At 45.5% G+C, this 17,205-nt stretch carries 15 protein-coding genes; 4 read left to right on the forward strand and 11 right to left on the reverse strand.

The genetic code is table 11. The features are described 5' to 3' along the window. Positions 1 to 170: 170 nt before the first annotated feature. Both ACFBZI_RS06130 and ACFBZI_RS06135 read right to left on the reverse strand, forming a co-directional pair. Positions 171 to 776: a rhomboid family intramembrane serine protease gene (locus tag ACFBZI_RS06130; protein ID WP_375715515.1), complete on the reverse strand. Its 606-nt coding sequence runs from the start codon at positions 774 to 776 to the stop codon at positions 171 to 173. A 129-nt stretch (positions 777 to 905) separates the two neighbouring features. Beyond that, positions 906 to 1,034 carry a hypothetical protein gene (locus ACFBZI_RS06135; protein ID WP_375715516.1) on the reverse strand — a complete coding sequence of 43 codons (129 nt, stop codon included), beginning with the start codon at positions 1,032 to 1,034 and terminating at the stop codon, positions 906 to 908. A 459-nt stretch (positions 1,035 to 1,493) separates the two neighbouring features. Between ACFBZI_RS06135 and ACFBZI_RS06140 the strand changes: the two genes are divergently transcribed. Together ACFBZI_RS06140 and ACFBZI_RS06145 are read left to right on the forward strand one after the other, a co-directional pair. Further along, entirely contained in the window at positions 1,494 to 3,071 is a 1,578-nt protein-coding gene (locus tag ACFBZI_RS06140) for an OmpA family protein (protein WP_375715517.1), read from the forward strand. 159 nt (positions 3,072 to 3,230) lie between these two features. Further along, the gene (locus tag ACFBZI_RS06145; RefSeq protein ID WP_375715518.1) at positions 3,231 to 3,980 is read left to right on the forward strand and encodes a pseudouridine synthase; all 750 of its coding nucleotides are present in this window, start codon (positions 3,231 to 3,233) and stop codon (positions 3,978 to 3,980) included. Positions 3,981 to 3,985: 5 nt separating this feature from the next. Here the strand turns inward: ACFBZI_RS06145 and ACFBZI_RS06150 are convergent, their stop codons facing one another. Together ACFBZI_RS06150 and ACFBZI_RS06155 are read right to left on the reverse strand one after the other, a co-directional pair. Next, the gene (locus ACFBZI_RS06150; RefSeq protein WP_375715519.1) at positions 3,986 to 4,390 is read right to left on the reverse strand and encodes a hypothetical protein; all 405 of its coding nucleotides are present in this window, start codon (positions 4,388 to 4,390) and stop codon (positions 3,986 to 3,988) included. Between the two features lie 147 nt (positions 4,391 to 4,537). After that, a complete protein-coding gene (locus ACFBZI_RS06155; RefSeq protein ID WP_375715520.1) occupies positions 4,538 to 6,304 on the reverse strand; it encodes a M61 family metallopeptidase in 1,767 nt (588 codons plus the stop codon). A gap of 503 nt (positions 6,305 to 6,807) precedes the next feature. Between ACFBZI_RS06155 and ACFBZI_RS06160 the strand changes: the two genes are divergently transcribed. Then, positions 6,808 to 7,293 (forward strand): FKBP-type peptidyl-prolyl cis-trans isomerase, encoded by a 486-nt coding sequence (locus ACFBZI_RS06160; protein ID WP_375715521.1) that lies wholly within the window; start codon positions 6,808 to 6,810, stop codon positions 7,291 to 7,293. A gap of 277 nt (positions 7,294 to 7,570) precedes the next feature. Here ACFBZI_RS06160 and nqrF read toward each other — a convergent pair whose 3' ends face one another. From nqrF to ACFBZI_RS06190, 6 genes are read right to left on the reverse strand one after another with little or no spacing between them, the layout of a single operon-like run. Further along, positions 7,571 to 8,806 (reverse strand): NADH:ubiquinone reductase (Na(+)-transporting) subunit F, encoded by a 1,236-nt coding sequence (nqrF, locus tag ACFBZI_RS06165; RefSeq protein WP_375715522.1) that lies wholly within the window; start codon positions 8,804 to 8,806, stop codon positions 7,571 to 7,573. A 10-nt stretch (positions 8,807 to 8,816) separates the two neighbouring features. After that, on the reverse strand, positions 8,817 to 9,422 hold the full coding sequence (gene nqrE, locus ACFBZI_RS06170) for an NADH:ubiquinone reductase (Na(+)-transporting) subunit E (protein WP_375715523.1): 606 nt from the start codon (positions 9,420 to 9,422) through the stop codon (positions 8,817 to 8,819). Further along, entirely contained in the window at positions 9,422 to 10,081 is a 660-nt protein-coding gene (locus tag ACFBZI_RS06175; RefSeq protein WP_375715524.1) for an NADH:ubiquinone reductase (Na(+)-transporting) subunit D, read from the reverse strand. Before ACFBZI_RS06175 ends, nqrE begins: the two co-directional genes overlap by 1 nt. Position 10,082: 1 nt before the next feature. After that, on the reverse strand, positions 10,083 to 10,895 hold the full coding sequence (locus ACFBZI_RS06180) for a Na(+)-translocating NADH-quinone reductase subunit C (protein WP_375715525.1): 813 nt from the start codon (positions 10,893 to 10,895) through the stop codon (positions 10,083 to 10,085). Next, positions 10,879 to 12,108, reverse strand: coding sequence for an NADH:ubiquinone reductase (Na(+)-transporting) subunit B (locus ACFBZI_RS06185; protein WP_375715526.1), 1,230 nt, complete (start codon positions 12,106 to 12,108; stop codon positions 10,879 to 10,881). The genes ACFBZI_RS06180 and ACFBZI_RS06185 overlap by 17 nt, the downstream gene beginning before the upstream one ends. 2 nt (positions 12,109 to 12,110) lie before the next feature. Beyond that, complete coding sequence (locus ACFBZI_RS06190; protein ID WP_375715527.1) at positions 12,111 to 13,466, reverse strand: Na(+)-translocating NADH-quinone reductase subunit A; 1,356 nt, start codon at positions 13,464 to 13,466, stop codon at positions 12,111 to 12,113. 498 nt (positions 13,467 to 13,964) lie between these two features. Between ACFBZI_RS06190 and hisA the strand changes: the two genes are divergently transcribed. Next, positions 13,965 to 14,690, forward strand: coding sequence for a 1-(5-phosphoribosyl)-5-[(5-phosphoribosylamino)methylideneamino]imidazole-4-carboxamide isomerase (gene hisA / locus ACFBZI_RS06195; RefSeq protein WP_375716325.1), 726 nt, complete (start codon positions 13,965 to 13,967; stop codon positions 14,688 to 14,690). Positions 14,691 to 14,810: 120 nt separating this feature from the next. Here hisA and rnr read toward each other — a convergent pair whose 3' ends face one another. Beyond that, on the reverse strand, positions 14,811 to 17,129 hold the full coding sequence (rnr, locus tag ACFBZI_RS06200; protein WP_375715528.1) for a ribonuclease R: 2,319 nt from the start codon (positions 17,127 to 17,129) through the stop codon (positions 14,811 to 14,813). Positions 17,130 to 17,205: the final 76 nt, after the last annotated feature.

The following is a 17,205-nucleotide window of genomic DNA, read 5'->3' on the forward strand; positions in this document are numbered from 1 at the left end:
GATGGGTTGGACTTGATAATCTGAATTGATAAACCTGCACAAACAAAAGTGACTTGGCTTTTGTTTGTGTTTTTTTATTGGCAAATTCTCAAGTCAAAAGAAAAGTTTTTAAGTGTTGATTTTTGCAACTCTAATCATCTGAGCTGTCCACTGGATTTAATTTACCAAGTCTAAAATGATGGATTTATCAAACGATGCAAAAAATGCAGCAAAACGGCAGGTTCGGCGGCAATCGTCGCCACCACGCCAAAGATGGCACCGAACAGATGGGCGGTGTGATTGCTACTACTACCGCCACGGCGATCCATATAGACGCTATAAGCCACATAAGCGACAGCAAAAACGATGGCAGGAATGGGCAAAACAGCAAATAAATACAGCGTATTCCATGGGGCAAACAGCACATAAGCAAACAGCACCGCCGACACTGCCCCTGATGCACCTAGGCTAAAATATCTGGCGTTGTGCTGATGACGCAGATAACTGGGCAAAATGGCAACGACAATCGCCAGCACATAGAACCCCACAAAGCCCAAATTGCCAAATTTATCGATATAAAACCGCTCAATCGCACGCCCAAAAAAGTACAGCGTAAACATATTAAACAGCAAATGCATGCCGTCAGCGTGGATAAATCCGTGCGTCAAAAGGCGGTCAAATTGTCCGTGCTTAACTGCCAGCGGATTAAAAATCAGACGAGCAAGCAGCGGCTGTGATTGCCATGCAGCAATGCTGATGATGACAGTGATGATGATAATGGCGGTGGTGTGGTTCATGCGATGATGGCTTGATAATGTGGATTGATAATCTTGGGATAATGATTGGGTGGATAACGCTGGCAACATTGCCAAAAAGCCGATATTGCCAAAAGGTCAGTTGATAGATTTTAGTCTAACAGATTATCGCTATTCGTGCAGTGGCTTGTTGGTGGTGATGACAAAAATAAACATTTGCGAAAAGATGCGTAAGAAATTTTGGTGTTTGGCGGTGATGATGGCGGCTTGGCGTGGCGGTTTTGTAGGTTTGGTGGTCATGGCTTGGGTAATTGTTGGTAAAATTGTTATAAGTTGTTATAAATTGTTGTCAGGGCTTTTTTTTGGGCTATCCGATGGGGCATAATCGTACATAACCATAATTGCACATAACGACGCAATCTTGTAAGCAGATGCCCTGCAATTTATCAAAAAATTGACAAAAACTGGTAAAAACTTGGCATAAGTTTGAGTAAATTTGACAAAACTTCGTCAAACTTAGCCGAAACCCAGCCAAAATTTCACCGAAATTTGCAAAAACTTAACAAAGTTTATCGCAATTGTTGACTATTTTTGCCAATTTTGCCTTTTTCATTGACCAATTGGGGCAAATGCTATACTATCCTAGCCACAGATGAATTTGTGAGATTTGACCAAGTTGCCATCGCAAGCCATGATAAATCTATGGCAAACCCATGGTAAATTAAGGGCAAATCAAGCAATGCACCAACGGAGCCAATGATGAATTTGATGAATAAACTACAAAACCTAACGCCGCATATTTTAGCAGTGCTAAAAAATCATGCAGGCGATAATGCTGGTAAAACCAATGTGCTAAATGCGTTTTATGCCATTTTTGCCGCTCGCTTGAGTGATGAAGCGGTGTATCAGCAGGCGGCAGCTTTGCCAAACAATGCCGAGTATGGCGAGCGTCTGCTAGATGTGGTACTGGGTGATGCCAAGACTGTCGGCGGTCAGTTGGCGGATCACTACCAAGTGGCGAGCGATACCGTCTGGCCTGCTTTGGCGACGGCTGCACCGCTGGCTTTTGATTGTATCAAGCAATTGGCAGGCGATGTCAGCGTGCCGGCATTTTTACGCAGTCAGTTGGCAGACGAGAGTCAGCATTTGCCAGCGTGGGCGTTGGCATTGTTGCCTGCAGGGTTGTTTGCAGGGACGGCGGCGGCAAGCACAGCAACTGCCACAAATACAGCAGGCGTGGCAAATGCGGTTAATGTAGCCGATACAGCCAATGCAGTTAATGCGACAAATACAGCCACACCGACAGCGACGCACATTGACACCAAAGCCGCCCAAGCAGTCAGCGATGAAACCAAAGGCGGATTTTTAAAGACGCTATTGCCAATTATCGGCTTGTTGATTTTTGGTGGCGTGGCGTGGCTGCTATTAAGAGCTTGCCAAGAAAACCCAACGCCAGTTGCTGCACCAGCACCGACAAGCCAAGCGGCCGATGCCAAATCGATGGATACAGCAAGCCAAGCACCTGCCACGCTAAGCTTGGCAGTTGATGAGACAGGGCAAGCGATTTATTCATGCCAAGCCAAAGCAGGTGATGAAGCCTTGGCGGGTACAATCCGTGCGGCAGTGGCACAGGTTTTTGGTACGGATAAATTGGGCGATAATGCCATTCAAGTTGCCACAAAATACGCCAATACCATGCCTGCTGCCGAACATTTGCCAGAGATTTTGGCATTGATGAAAGGCGTGCCAAGCTCAAGCATTCGCATTGATGGCGAGCATGTGTATTTTAATGCCGCCACGCCTGACCAAGCTGCCAAATTGGTCGAAGCTGCCAAGGGCATTTTGCCACAAGGCTTTAGTGTTGAAGTTGAGCCTGAATTGGACATCGCTGCTGCCGTAACCAGTAGCATCGAGTCTGCACAAGCGGCAATCAATGATTTGGGCGAGACGCTAGAAGCGGACGAAACCGAAGCGTTTATTCAGGCACTAAATTTGCAAATCATCAATTTTGCAACCGACTCTAGCGAGATTCCTGATGCCAATAAACAAATCCTAGATTTGACCGCTGCCAAAATCGCCAACGCTCCAGAAGTGGCGTTACGCATCATTGGCCACACCGACAATCAAGGTGCTTATGATTATAACCAAAAATTGTCCGAATCTCGTGCTTTGGCAGTGCGTGATTATCTGGTGTCAAAAGGTGTGTCTGCCGAGCGTTTGAGCATTCAAGGGGCAAGTTCGGATCAGCCAGTGGCGTCCAATGCCACCGAGCAAGGCCGCTTCCAAAACCGCCGCATTGAGTTTGCTTTGTGGCAAGCTGATGCACCAAGCAAATAAATCATCAATTCTAACAATTTGATTTATATCAAAAATCAAAAGATGAACCAATGATTTATCAATTCAAAACCAGTCAAGCCCAAGTCATCATTGGGGTTTGGCTGGTTTTGGCGATATTAAAATTGGTGATATTAAAAATAGCAATCATGAGAAATGGCGATGGCAAAAGTTGTGTTATTTAATAAACCTTATGGCGTGCATAGCCAATTTCGTAAAGAGCATGATGCGATGCCAACTTTGGCAGATTTTTTGGCGGATAAGTCGCTGCGTGTCGCAGGGCGGCTGGATAAGGATTCTGAAGGCTTGCTGGTGCTGACCGACCACGGCGGACTCAATCACGCCATCACCACGCCACCGACCGCCATCAATGCCAAATATGCCAACGCCAAGCACGCCAAGACCTATCTGGCACAGGTTGAGCATATCCCAAGCGATGAGCAAATCGCCATGCTGACAGCTGGCGTGATGTTAAAAGATGGGCAGACTTTGCCTGCCAAGGTGCGGCGTATCGATGAGCAGCATTTGCCCATCACGCTTTGGCAACGCCAGCCACCAATCCGCCAACGCATGAGCATTCCCACGGCATGGCTTGCTATCAGCATTTGCGAAGGTAAAAACCGCCAAGTGCGGCGTATGCTGGCACAGGTGGGATTGCCGTGCTTACGCTTGATTCGCTATCAAGTGGGGCAGTGGCAGCTGGGCAATTTGGCAGTGGGCGAAAGTCGCACGCTGCACATCAGTGATGACCAATTGCTAAAGCTGGGGGTTAATGACACAACAAAACCCCAAACCAATCAACAACCGCTCAAATTCGCCAAACCATTTACCAAAAAACCCAGCAAATACACGCCCAAGCAAACCAAAAACCTGCGAACACGACCACCAAAATTCACAGGCAAAGCTAAGTAACCAAGCTAAAAGAACAGTGTTTTTGTGGGTAAATCATGAAAAAAGATACCACCATGACCGTAATCTTCTTCACGAAATTCTACATTTTTCATCTCGCCTTTGTACGCCTTGGGTAGTGCAAAATTTGAGATGACGATTTTGTGAGTTTGGTTATTAACGGCGACATAAGGCTCGGTTTCAAGCGGGTATTCGGCATAATTTTTATAGTATAATTGAACAGTGCTATATATTCTACCTTCATAAACTCTGATAAAAGTATCCCTGCCTTGATAAAATTTCACAAAAGTGACACAGTGATTGTCGTGACAAAAGTAGTTGGTTTCACGATAAAATACACACGCCTGTATCACATATGCGATAAACAAAAATATCGCAAAAATTGTCAGGTATAAAAATTTCTTAATACTCATTTTGGCTTTACCTTTTTAAGATACTGATTTGCTTGGTTTTATCGCCTTTAGTTTTACCATTTTTAAAAACAAAACACCGACCGCCAAGGCTAAATGTCTGGCAGGTCGGCTATGATTAATAATGGGTAATTAACTAACTAACTAATATTATAAAATGGTATCAAAATTTAACCATTTGCCACCATCGCCAGATAGGGCGATTTTTTGGTGGGTGGTTTTGGCAGGGTGGATATGCACACAAATCAGCTCATCACGGCGAAACGCATGCACCGCCAAGGCTTGATTGCTGGTAGTTTGCTGCTCAATCAAGCGTGTCAGCACGGCAGTTGTCGCCTTTAGCCCATCAATGGCGATGATGGTATCGCCATAAGACAGCCCGGCACGACTGGCGGCACTGTCTCGGTGAATGTGCTTGATTTTTAGCCCATCGGCTTCCTCATCAAGGGTTAGCCCCCAAGGTTTTTGGGTATCTGTCAGCTGGCTTTGGACGGCAAATTTATCAAAATACTCAAGCAGCGGTAGCTCATCAGTACCGATCACAAAGCGAGTATAAAACGCTTGCCACGCTGCTACGCCCATCATTTGGCTGACGATGTCGCCCAAGATTTCTGTGGATAGAGCAAAGGGCTGATTGTTGCTGCGTTGATAGCAGGTTTTGATGACATCAAACAGGCGGTATTTGCCATCGGTGGTATCAAGCAGTGTCATATCCAACAGCAAAGCAACCAACGCCCCCTTGTTATAATAGCTGATGCCTTGATTGGCGGTGTTTTCATCGGTGCGGTACAGCTTAATCCAAGCATCAAAGCTGGATTCGGCGACACTTTGATGGAATCGTCCATCGGTCTGGTAATAGCGATTGATTTGAGCATCTAAAAGTTTTAAATAGCTTGGCTTATCAATCACGCCAGAGACCAGCAGCATCAAATCGTCCAAATACGAAGTAAAACCTTCAAACACCCAAAGCAGCGGCGTGTAAGCTTCATCGGTCAGCTGATTACCAAGCATCACATCAGGCTTGACGGTCTTTACCCACCATGCGTGGAAATATTCGTGGCTACACAAGCCCAAAAAGCGTTGATAGGCATCGCTTGGCACGGCAGGCTCGGTGATGCTTGGCATATCGCTGCGTGGGCTGATGAGTGCGGTAGAATTGATATGCTCAAGCCCGCCATAGTCGCTGCCTGTTACCATTGTCAAAAAAGTATAATCGGCAAATGGGGCATCGCCAAGCCAGTCAAGGTAGGTTTGGCAAATTTTTTGTAAATCCTGCTCTAGGCGTGGCAAATGGCCGTGATGACGACCTGCCAAAAAAAATTGGTGCAAAATGCTGCGTTTGGCTGCTTTGATTTGAAAATCAAAACCGTCCTGTGTGCCAATCTCAAATGGATAATCTAAATAATCAAACGCTGGCATGGCAGCAAACCGATAGCAAAGCCCATCTGGCGTTTGCTCGCTTTGATGCACCAAGCCACACGCCATGCGACAATCTGGGTGCTGTGCCAAAAACGCCTTAGGAATGTGCAAACCAAGCGTGGCTGGTGTGAATTTGTCAGCGTCAGGCAGTAGCAGCAGCGAGCTAAAATTGCCAAAAATCCGCTGATTGTCAATAAACGCTGTCCGCACGGACAAATCACGGCAATACGCTTCATAACTGACATCGAGCCAGTCGCCAGCCTTGGCATGGCTCAGCACAAAAGTGTTTTTGTTTTGTTTGTCGGCACGGTGGCACTCATCGCCGATTTGGTAATGCACCGCTGTGATATGGCGGCTAAATTCTCGAATCAAATAACTGCCAGCAATCCAAGTAACCATCGACAAACTTGGGGCGTGGCAAGGTGCTTGCAGGCGAATGCGGACATCTGCCAAATGCTCGTTAAACCGCTCAAAGCTGATTTGATAATCTAAGTTCATGATTTTCCTTAGTAATTTTGATTTTAAATGTGAATTTGATTAAAATTTGACTGTTTTTATTTGTGTTGCTCGAAATGCCGATTTCTCCACTTTGCCGATTTTGACCATTTTATCAATGCTGATAATTTTGGTTTGGCGAAAGCTGATGGACAACATGGCTTGATGGATAATGCACTGACACTGTATTGATATTGGCGTTTGCTAAGCTATGCCATTTGCTTAAGGTTGTAAAGTAAGCCAAAACAATGCAAAAAACAACTCTAAACAAGTCAAAATACAAACACGACAATCATAACAAAAAATTTGCCAAATTGAAAAATATTCTTTAGCCGATGGCATCTTTTACATGTTGTAACGAGTTTTTTGTCAATCATTGGCAAATCGTTGGGAAATTTTTGGCAAAATATGGCGGTTTTCTGTTATAATGTGAGTGATTTTTGCCATTTGATAAGCCTTGGCATTCGCCAGAGTTTCGATGGCTAATTATTTTTAAGGAATTTTTTATGACAACTATCACCAATGATACCGTTGTACAATTCAACTACACGCTGACCAATGCACAAGGCGAAGTTCTTGACCAATCTCGTGAAGCACCGTTGGCATATTTACACGGACATCACAACATTATCCCGGGTCTAGAAAGCGAAATGGCCGGCAAAAAAGTGGGCGATAAGTTCACTGTAACCGTCGCTCCTGAAAATGCCTATGGCGAATATGTGGCAGAAGCGGTGCAAGAAGTACCCCGTGCCAACTTCCAAGGCGTGGACAATATCGAAGTGGGTATGCAATTTCAAACACAAACCCAAGACGGTCATGTGATGCTGGTTAGTGTCAAAGATGTGACGGACGATGTTGTCGTGGTTGATGGTAATCACCCATTGGCAGGCGTTGAGCTGACCTTTGATGTTGAGATTGTTGAAGTGCGTGAAGCAACCGCTGACGAAATCGCTCACGGACACGCTCACGGTGTTGGCGGTCATCATCACTAATTTGACGCCAGATTCTAATCCAAAAAGCCTAAGCAATTGCTTGGGCTTTTTTGTTGTCAAATTTATCATTGTGAGTTTTGGCTTTGGTGTTTTTGATTTGTCATTTGAGATTTTAAGTTTATAATAAGTTTAAAATTTAAATCAACGAACAACAATGAACAACAATTAAGCCAAAAAACACCCAAATAAAAGGTCTTAGCAAAATCACTAAGACCTTTGTTCATCTTTGCCAGTGTACCAAAATTGGTTATTGGTTCGTTATGGCAAAGTATGGCGATTAACCACCAAAGTTATCCAGCATGATGTTTTCATCTTCTACGCCTAATGATTTGAGCATTTTGATGACCGCATCGTTCATTACTGGTGGCCCACACATATAAAATTCACAATCTTCTGGTGCTGGGTGATCTTTGAGATATTCTTCAAACAGCACATTGTGAATAAAGCCAGTGTAGCCTTCCCAGTTGTCTTCTGGTTGTGGATCTGATAGGGCAACATGCCATTCAAAGTTATCAAACTCTTTGGCAAGTCCATCATAATCTGCGACATAGAACATCTCACGCTTTGAGCGTGCGCCATACCAAAAACTGATTTTGCGGTCAGTTTTTAGGCGTTTTAATTGGTCAAAGATGTGCGAACGCATCGGTGCCATACCTGCACCACCACCGATAAATACCATTTCAGCTTTGGTATCTTTGGCAAAAAATTCGCCATAAGGACCTGATACGGTAATTTTATCGCCCGGTTTTAGGCTAAAGACATACGATGACATCTTGCCCGGTGGGATACCTTCAGGGCCACGGGGTGGCGGACTGGCGATACGAATGTTAAATTTGATGATGCCTTTTTCTTCAGGGTAGTTTGCCATCGAGTAAGCACGAATCACTGGCTCATCAACCTTTGAAGTATAACGCCACAGATTGAAATTGTTCCAATCTTCGTGGTATTCTTCGGCAATGTCAAAGTCCTTATAGTGGACTTCGTGTGGCGGTGCTTCTAGCTGCACATAGCCACCTGCACGAAACGGCACGACTTCGCCTTCAGGAATTTTTAGAGTCAATTCTTTGATGAATGTGGCGACATTGTCATTAGAAATGACTTCACATTCCCATTTTTTGACATCAAAAAATTCAGGGTCAATCTCAATTTGCATGTCTTGCTTGACGGCAACTTGACACGCCAAACGCATACCGTCACGGATTTCACCTTGGGTAAAATGACCTTCTTCGGTCGGCAAAATATCACCGCCGCCAGAGATGACTTTACAGCGACATTGGGCGCAGCTACCACCGCCACCACAGGCTGATGATAAGAAAATGCCTTGTGAAGCTAGGGTTTGTAGTAGTTTGCCGCCAGCTTCGACGCTGATGTTGTTATCAGGGTTGTCGTTGATATTGATGGTAACTTTGCCAGTGTTTACCAGTCTGGCACGAGCCAACAGGATAACCACGACCAAGCTCATGATGATGACGACAAACATGCCGACGCCACCAAATAAAATGCCAAAATCCATTATCCGCTCCTTATAACGACATACCGCCAAAGGACATGAAGCCAAGAGCCATCAGTCCTGCGGTAATAAAGGTGATACCAATGCCACGCAAAGGGGCTGGCACATCTGAGTATTTGAGCTTTTCACGGATACCTGCCATGGCGGTAATTGCCAACGCCCAGCCAATGCCTGAGCTAAAGCCATAAACCAACGATTGGCTAAAGTTATAATCACGCTCAACCATGAACAGCACACCACCCATGATGGCACAGTTTACGGTAATCAATGGCAAGAAAATGCCCAACGCATTATAAAGTGCTGGCATGAACTTATCTAGGAACATTTCTAGAATCTGCACCACAGCAGCAATCAAGGCGATGTAGCTCAAAAAGCCCAAAAAGCTCAAATCTGCATTGGGATAACCTGCCCAAGCCAATGCACCGTCTTTTAGCAGATATTGGTACAAAAGGTTGTTTAGCGGCAAAGTGATGGTCATCACCACGACAACGGCGATGCCCAGACCCAATGCGGTAGAAACTTTCTTTGATACGGCGATAAAGGTACACATTCCAAAAAAGTAGGCAAGAGCCATATTTTGGATAAATACCGAAGTAATAAATAAATTGATATAGTCCATTAATGCCCTCTCATACCTTTAGATTGTGGTTTTAGTACAAAATCGGCAGGCTCTTGTAGGTTTTTGTATTTCATACGCAACAAAGCGATGAACAAAGCAATTACAAAGAACGCTGATGGTGGTAGCAGTAGCAGACCGTTTGGTACATACCAGCCGCCATCGGTAACTTTTTGTAGGATTTGGATATCAAACAATGAACCATTACCAAAAAATTCACGAATCACCGCCACCAAAAACAGCATCAATGAATAGCCCAAGCCATTACCGATACCGTCCAAAAAGCTTGGTACGGGCGGATTGCTCATGGCGAACGCTTCGGCACGACCCATGACGATACAGTTGGTAATAATTAAGCCAATAAATACCGACAGCGATTTACTGACATCATAGACCACCGCTTTTAGGATCTGATCGACCACAATGACCAAAGAAGCGATGATGACCATCTGCACGATGATGCGAATGGACGACGGAATCTTATTGCGAATCAATGAGATAAAAAAGTTAGAAAATGCCGTAACCAAGGTCAGGGCAATGCCCATCACCAACGCATTTTTGATGCTAATGGTTACTGCTAACGCCGAACAGATACCCAAGACTTGCACGGCAATGGGGTTGTTCTGAATAATTGGCGAAATGAGAATTTTTTTGTCAGCCATATTAATTCTCCTTACCTTGACTGCCGTTTTGACGCAAGTTATCCAAGAATGGCTTATAAGCTCGCTCGCTTAGCCAAAATTGAATCATGGTGTTCACGCCACTGCTGGTTAGGGTTGCCCCAGTGATGCCGTCCACATAGTTGGGTGTTGGCTTATGTGCGCCTGATTTGACCACACCAGTAACGATTTTGTCGCCATCATAGGCTTGTTTATCATGCCATGTGGCACGCCATTTGGGTTCTTCGATCAATGCACCCAAGCCCGGCGTTTCTTTGTGTTGATAAAAACTGATGCCTTCGATGGTGTTAATATCGCTTTTTAGGGTCAAAAAGCCATAAATTTGTCCCCACAAGCCATAACCATTAATCGGCAGGACGATGTTTTTTAGTTGTCCTTGCTCATCATTAATGATGTACACTTTGGCAAATTGTGGCAAAGCACCGATACGAGCTGGATCATCACCGCCCAAGTCAATGCGAGTTGCTGGATCTTTGGTGGCTTTGGCGACATCATAGCTGGCGACATCGCTGATGCCTGCTGCCGACAGCTCATCGACACTGGCAAATTGACCTGTTTTTAGATTGATCAATTTGGTTTCGACATTTTCAAACAATTTGGCAGCATCACTGGCATTGTCCTTGGTGGGGTCAAATAAATTTGCCGCCATTAGGATATTTTTGTTACGGTCAAGCTCGACATTGGCCAGCTGCTTGGATTTCATGCTAATGGCTGCGGCAGAAACCATCACCGAGCAGACCAAGCACAAGACCAATGCTGTGGCAAGCGTGCTGATATTACTATTCTTGGCTGACATGGCTTAATCTCCGTGCAGTTTGGCGTTTGATATTGGCTTGAATGACAAAGTAGTCAAACAATGGGGCAAACAAGTTGGCAAACAAGATGGCAAGCATGATGCCTTCTGGGAATGCTGGGTTGATGACACGGATAACCACGGTCATAAAGCCAATCAGCAAACCATAGCACCAGCGGCCTGTGTTGGTATGTGCTGCTGACACTGGGTCAGTTGCCATAAATACCGCACCAAACATAAAGCCACCGATCACCAAATGCCAATGAGCAGGTAGGTTCATCATTGGGTTTTCGCCGCCGATTAGGTTAAAGATAAAGGCAGTTACCACCAAGCCAATCACCGAGCCTGCAATCACACGCCATGAAGCGATGCGAGTCCAAATCAAGCCAATCATACCGATTAAGATGGCAAGGGTAGAAACTTCGCCGATAGAGCCTTGCATATTACCAATAAAGGCATCTGCCCAAGTGATGGTTTGTCCATAGGCGTCCACGAATTTATCAGGGCTGACACCCAATGCTGACAAGCCAAGCGGCGTTGCTCCCGAAAAACCGTCCACCGCCGTCCATACTGCATCGCCTGACATATACGCAGGATAAGCAAAGTATAAGAAAGCACGACCAGCCAAGGCAGGGTTAAGGAAGTTTTTACCAGTACCGCCAAACACTTCTTTGGCGACCACGACACCAAAGCTGATGCCTAAGGCAACTTGCCACAGTGGCACATCAGGCGGTAGCGATAGGGCAAATAGCACCGAAGTGACAAAAAAGCCTTCGTTGATTTCATGGCCACGCACGACGGCAAAGATAACTTCCCATAGGATACCTACGGCAAAGGTTACGATATAAATCGGCAAAAACTGCATCGCCCCATAGATAAAACACGCCCAAATGCTTGTGGCGTCATAGCCTGCCATATCGGTGATGATGGTACGCCAGCCTTCTGGCGTGATGCCCATCGCTTGAATGGCGGTCAATGCCTGAAAGCCGACATTATACATACCCCAAAACATCGCTGGGAATGTGCATAGCCAAACGGTAATCATGATGCGTTTTAGATCGACACCATCACGCACATGCGAAGCACTGTAAGTCTGAGATGATGGCTGACGGAAAAAAGTGTCAAACATCTCAAATACAGCATAATATTTTTCGTATTTACCACCCTTAGTGAAGGCTGGCTCCATACGGTCAAAGAGATTGTGAATGAACTTCATGCTTAGCCTTCCTGCTCAATACGGGTCAAATTATCACGCAAAATATCACCAAATTCATATTTGCCAGGTGATACAAAGGTGCATAATGCCAAATCTTCTTCATCAAGCTCTAACGCCCCCAAATCCACCGCCGTAACGATATCTTCGATGATTAAGGCACGCAGTAGCTGGGTTGGCAGATAGTCTTGTGGCATCACGGTTTCAAACAAGCCGATTGGCACCATCGCACGGGGTGAGCCGTTGGTACTGGTGGTAAAATCGTATTTTTTGTTTTTGAAAAATTGCGAAATGTAGATTGGCAATTTTGAAAAACGATTTGCCCCCAGTGTAAAAAAGTGCAAAGCAGGGCGTTCACGACCTTCGCTCAATGCCGATACTTGGTTATGAAAGCGACCCAAAAACGCCACCACGCCTGTGGCAGTGCGACCTGACAGCACTGAGCCTGAGATGACACGGTTGTCATTGCCAGTCAGCTCACCAGCGGTCAGCTCATTTAGGTCAGCACCACGAATGGTACGCACAAGGCGGGGATTTTTTACCGCAGGGCCAGCCAGACTAATCAGACGCTGGGTGTGAATGCGGCCTGTGGTAAATAATTTACCGATGGCGATGACATCTTGATAATTAATCGTCCAAACGCTGGTACCACGAGCCAATGGGTGCAAAAAGTGAATGTGCGTGCCAGCGTTGCCAGCAGGGTGTACGCCATTAAAGCCGTGATAAGTGGTTTTGTTACCTTCGGCAGTTTTGCTAATTGCTTCTGGAGCGACATCGCCATGACAAACATAAGTTTTTGCCGATAAAGTGGATAGCACCGCCAAACCGTCATTAAATGCTTGAATTTCTTCAAATAGCACCATTGCAGGATCAACAGCCAGTGGATTGGTGTCGGTGGCAGTAACAAAAATGGCACTTGGAACACTGTCAATCTCTGGAGTGCGGCTAAATGGGCGTGTGCGAAAAGCTGTCCATTCGCCAGAAGCCACCAACTGATTGACGACAGTTTGGCGGTCTAGGGCGGGCAAATCTTCAGGGTGATAGGCGTCAAAAGTGATTTCGCCTTTGTCGGCTTGTGCATCGACAGCGATGATTAGGCTTTTAAAGACACGGCGTTCGCCACGGTTGATGGCAACGACAGTCCCACTCACTGGTGCTGTATAACGCACGCCGATGCGTTTTTTATCTTCATACAGCACTTGTCCTTTGACAACTGTATCACCTTCTTTGACATACATGGTCGGACGCATGCCCACATAATCGTAGCCGACTAACGCCACCTTAGTGGGCGTGTGCTCGCTAATTTGCTTGGACGGCTCGCCAGTAATCGGCAAATCCAAGCCTTTTTTGATGGTAATCATAAGCGGATACTTAAATTGAGATCAGAACATACCAGCCAGTACCAAATGGCAAAACTTAAGGCTGGTTACCAAATTTCCTAAAAATATCAAAACCGCAGCGGCCGATGGGTGGCTTGGCGGATTTGTTCTAAAGGATGGGCATGAATTGCACAGAGTTGTCAAAACTTGCAAAAACTTGACAAAGCTCACGCAATTTTTGCTAAAAAACAATTATTCACACCATTAACCTACCAATTATACGCTAAAATGGCAAAAAATCACAGGGCTAAGGGTGGATTGTATGGTAAAAAATCATGGAAATATTTACAAAATTCATAATAAAAGCCAGATTTTTGATTATTTTAAGTTAATTTAATAATTTTATAAATTAATGAATTGCTGCCGATTTTGCATTGGCTAGGATAATTTGCCAAAAGCTGTTACAATAACTGGGCATTTGAGTGCAGCTGTCGTGGTATTAAGATTGGTTGAGTTAAAAATAAGGAAAAGTTTATGTCTATGCTGATAATTCCTGCCATCGATTTAAAAGATGGCAAATGCGTGCGTCTAAAACAAGGTCGTATGGAAGACGATACGGTATTTGGCGACGATCCTGTGCAGATGGCGAGCCAGTGGGTGGCTCAAGGGGCAAGGCGTTTGCATTTGGTGGATTTGAACGGAGCGTTTGATGGCGTGCCAGTGCATAAAGCGGTGGTTACCAAGATTGCCAAAGCACACCCAAATTTGCCCATTCAGTTGGGCGGCGGCGTGCGTAGCTTAAGCACCATCGAGCATTATTTGCAAGCAGGGCTAAGCTATATCATCATCGGCACTAAGGCGGTGGAGTTGCCAGAGTTTGTTGAAGAAGCCTGCCGTGAATTTGCAGGGCATATCATCGTGGGCATCGATGCCAAAGACGGCATGGTGGCAACGCACGGCTGGGCAAATGTTACCGACACCAAAGCGACCGATTTGGTGAAGCGATTTGCCGATGCTGGCGTATCAAGCATTGTCTATACCGACATTGCCAAAGATGGCATGATGCAAGGGGTTAATATCGAGCAGACCGTTGAGCTGGCTCGCCATAGTCAATTACCAGTGATTGCATCGGGCGGCGTAACCAATCTGGACGATTTGCAGGCACTCAAGCCGTACAGCGAGTATCTGCTGGGGGCGATTACTGGCCGTGCGATTTATGAAGGCACGCTCAATCTTGCCGAAGCTCAAGCCTTGCTTGATGCCTAAGATTGTTTTGATTTTAATAAATCTCAATCAAACAAAATTAAAAACCCTTTAAGAGTTGACTTAAAGGGTTTTATTTGGCATAAAATTTTCCAATGCTTGATTAAATGGGCAATTCACCACTCAACTGGCGGATTTGCGCTTTTTGGCTTTTGTGTTGGTATTGGATTTTTTAACGCCAGCCTTATTTGCTGATTTACCTGCCGATTTGCTCGATGGCTTGTTAGTTTTTGGTGTGGCGGTGCTGCCTAATTGTTCAATGAGTTGAAAATCAATTTGTAGTAAATCCATATTCACGCCAGCGACTTGAATGAGCAGGCTGTCGCCCAAGCCAAAACTTGTGCCACGCTCACCGATGAGTTTTTGTTCACGCTCATCGTATTCAAAGTACTCATTGCCCAAGCCTGAAATGTGAATCAAGCCTTCGATAAACAAGTCATTTAATGTTACAAACAAGCCAAAACTGGTAACTGTGCTGACCGTGGCGGTGAACTCATTACCCAAATGGCGTTGCATATAGTGGCATTTTAGCCAAGTTTCGACATCTCGAGATGCTTCTTCAGCACGGCGTTCAGTTAGGCTGGTTTGTTCGCCAGCTTCGTCAAGTGTCTTATAAATCGGCGTCTCTGGCTTGTGATGACCGACTTTGTCTTTGATGGCACGGTGCAACATCAAATCTGGATAACGGCGAATCGGACTGGTGAAGTGGCTGTATTCATCATACGCCAAGCCAAAATGCCCGATATTATCAGGGCTATAATTGGCTTGCATCATCGAGCGTAGCAGCATACTGTGAACGCTGATGGCATCAGGTCGGTCGGCGGTCGCTTTGATGATGCGTTGATAATCTTCGTGTGTGGGCGATTCGCTGGGGAATGATAAGCCAAAACTTTTGACATATTCGTGCAGGCGTGCCGATTTTTCGTCATTGGGCTTGTCGTGATTACGGTACAGGACGGGCAATTCGTGCTTTAGGGCAAAATTTGCCGCACAAGTATTGGCAAGCAGCATACATTCTTCGATTAATTTGTGAGCATCACCACGAGTGCGTGCGACAATATCGACAATGTCGCCATCTTTATCAAACTTAATATAAGTCTCTGCCGTCTCAAACGCCATCGCACCACGCTCTTCACGGCGAACATCAAGGATTTGATACAGCTGATGCAGCGTGTCGATGGATTTTAGCGCGCCGCTATTATGAATCAAATCATCAGGCAGCGTTTCGTTGGTCGGATTGTCAAAATAGGCATTGACTTGGTTATAAGTCAAGCGAGCTTGCGAGTGCATGACGGCTGGATAAAATTCATAGCCAGTCACTTTGCCGGCACGAGACAGCTTAATATCAGCAACCATGCACAAGCGATCGACTTTGGGATTGAGCGAACACAGCCCATTTGATAACGCTTCTGGCAGCATCGGTATCACTCGATGGGGAAAATACACCGAAGTGCCACGCTCATAAGCATCGCTATCCAATGCCGAGCCTGTCGTTACATAATGGCTGACATCGGCAATGGCGACAATCACCCGATAATTACCGCCAGCACGCTTTTCGGCATAGACAGCATCGTCAAAATCTCTGGAATCTTCGCCGTCAATGGTTACCAGTGGTAAATGTCGCAAATCCACACGGTTTTTGAAGTCTTTTTCGCTAGGCTCATGAAAACTTGCCGCTTGCTTGTGGGCGGCGTGGCTAAATTCGTGCGGAATGGCATAATTGTACAGCGTCGTTTCGATGATTAACTCACGGTCGTTTAAGCTGGTCAAAAGCTCCGTGATTTTGCCTGTGGCAAATTCTTGATAAGTCGGCAAGTCAATCAAGGCAACTTTGACATCATCGCCAACGCCAGCATTCATCGCTTCGACATTGTCCGTGGTAACGGTGATGGGCTGATGGGCATTAGCACCTGACAATTGCACAAAATAGCCTTCATCGTCCGAGCTTAATTTGCCGATAAATTCCAACTGGCTGCGTTTGGTAACATTGACGATACGAGCTTCTGCCTTGCCACGATATTCGCTGGCAACCACTTCAACGCAATCGCCATCAAACACCAGCCGCATCTGTTTTTCGTGCAAGAACAAATCTGGCATATCATCAAGCACCACAAAGCCAAAGCCTTTGGGATTGGCAGACACCGTACCGCTTAGAATGCTTGGCACAGGAGCGACGCTAAAATGAATGCCGTCCTGACGCTCCAGCTGTCCATCACGCAGCATGGCCTTTAGGCGATTGGTTAGGGCAAAAAACTTGTCTTCATCGTCCAAAAAGCCAAAATGCATCGCCAAAGATTCTTGAGTGGCAGGGTTGCCTTGATTGGTGATGCCAGCGACTGTCTGCAAAATCAGCAGGCGTGATGGAATGGGATTGGTGTATTTTGATGCTTCGATATCGGCATTTGGGTCATTCCATTTGGTTTTTTTTGTTGTGTTTGTCATATTACTTACCTAAAATTATTTACCTAAATTTACTTTTTCATAAAATCGCTTTATTGTATCATAAAGCCCAAGTCGT

It is taken from the genome of Moraxella marmotae, from assembly GCF_042219885.1.
GTDB classification, from domain to species: Bacteria; Pseudomonadota; Gammaproteobacteria; order Pseudomonadales; family Moraxellaceae; genus Moraxella; species Moraxella marmotae.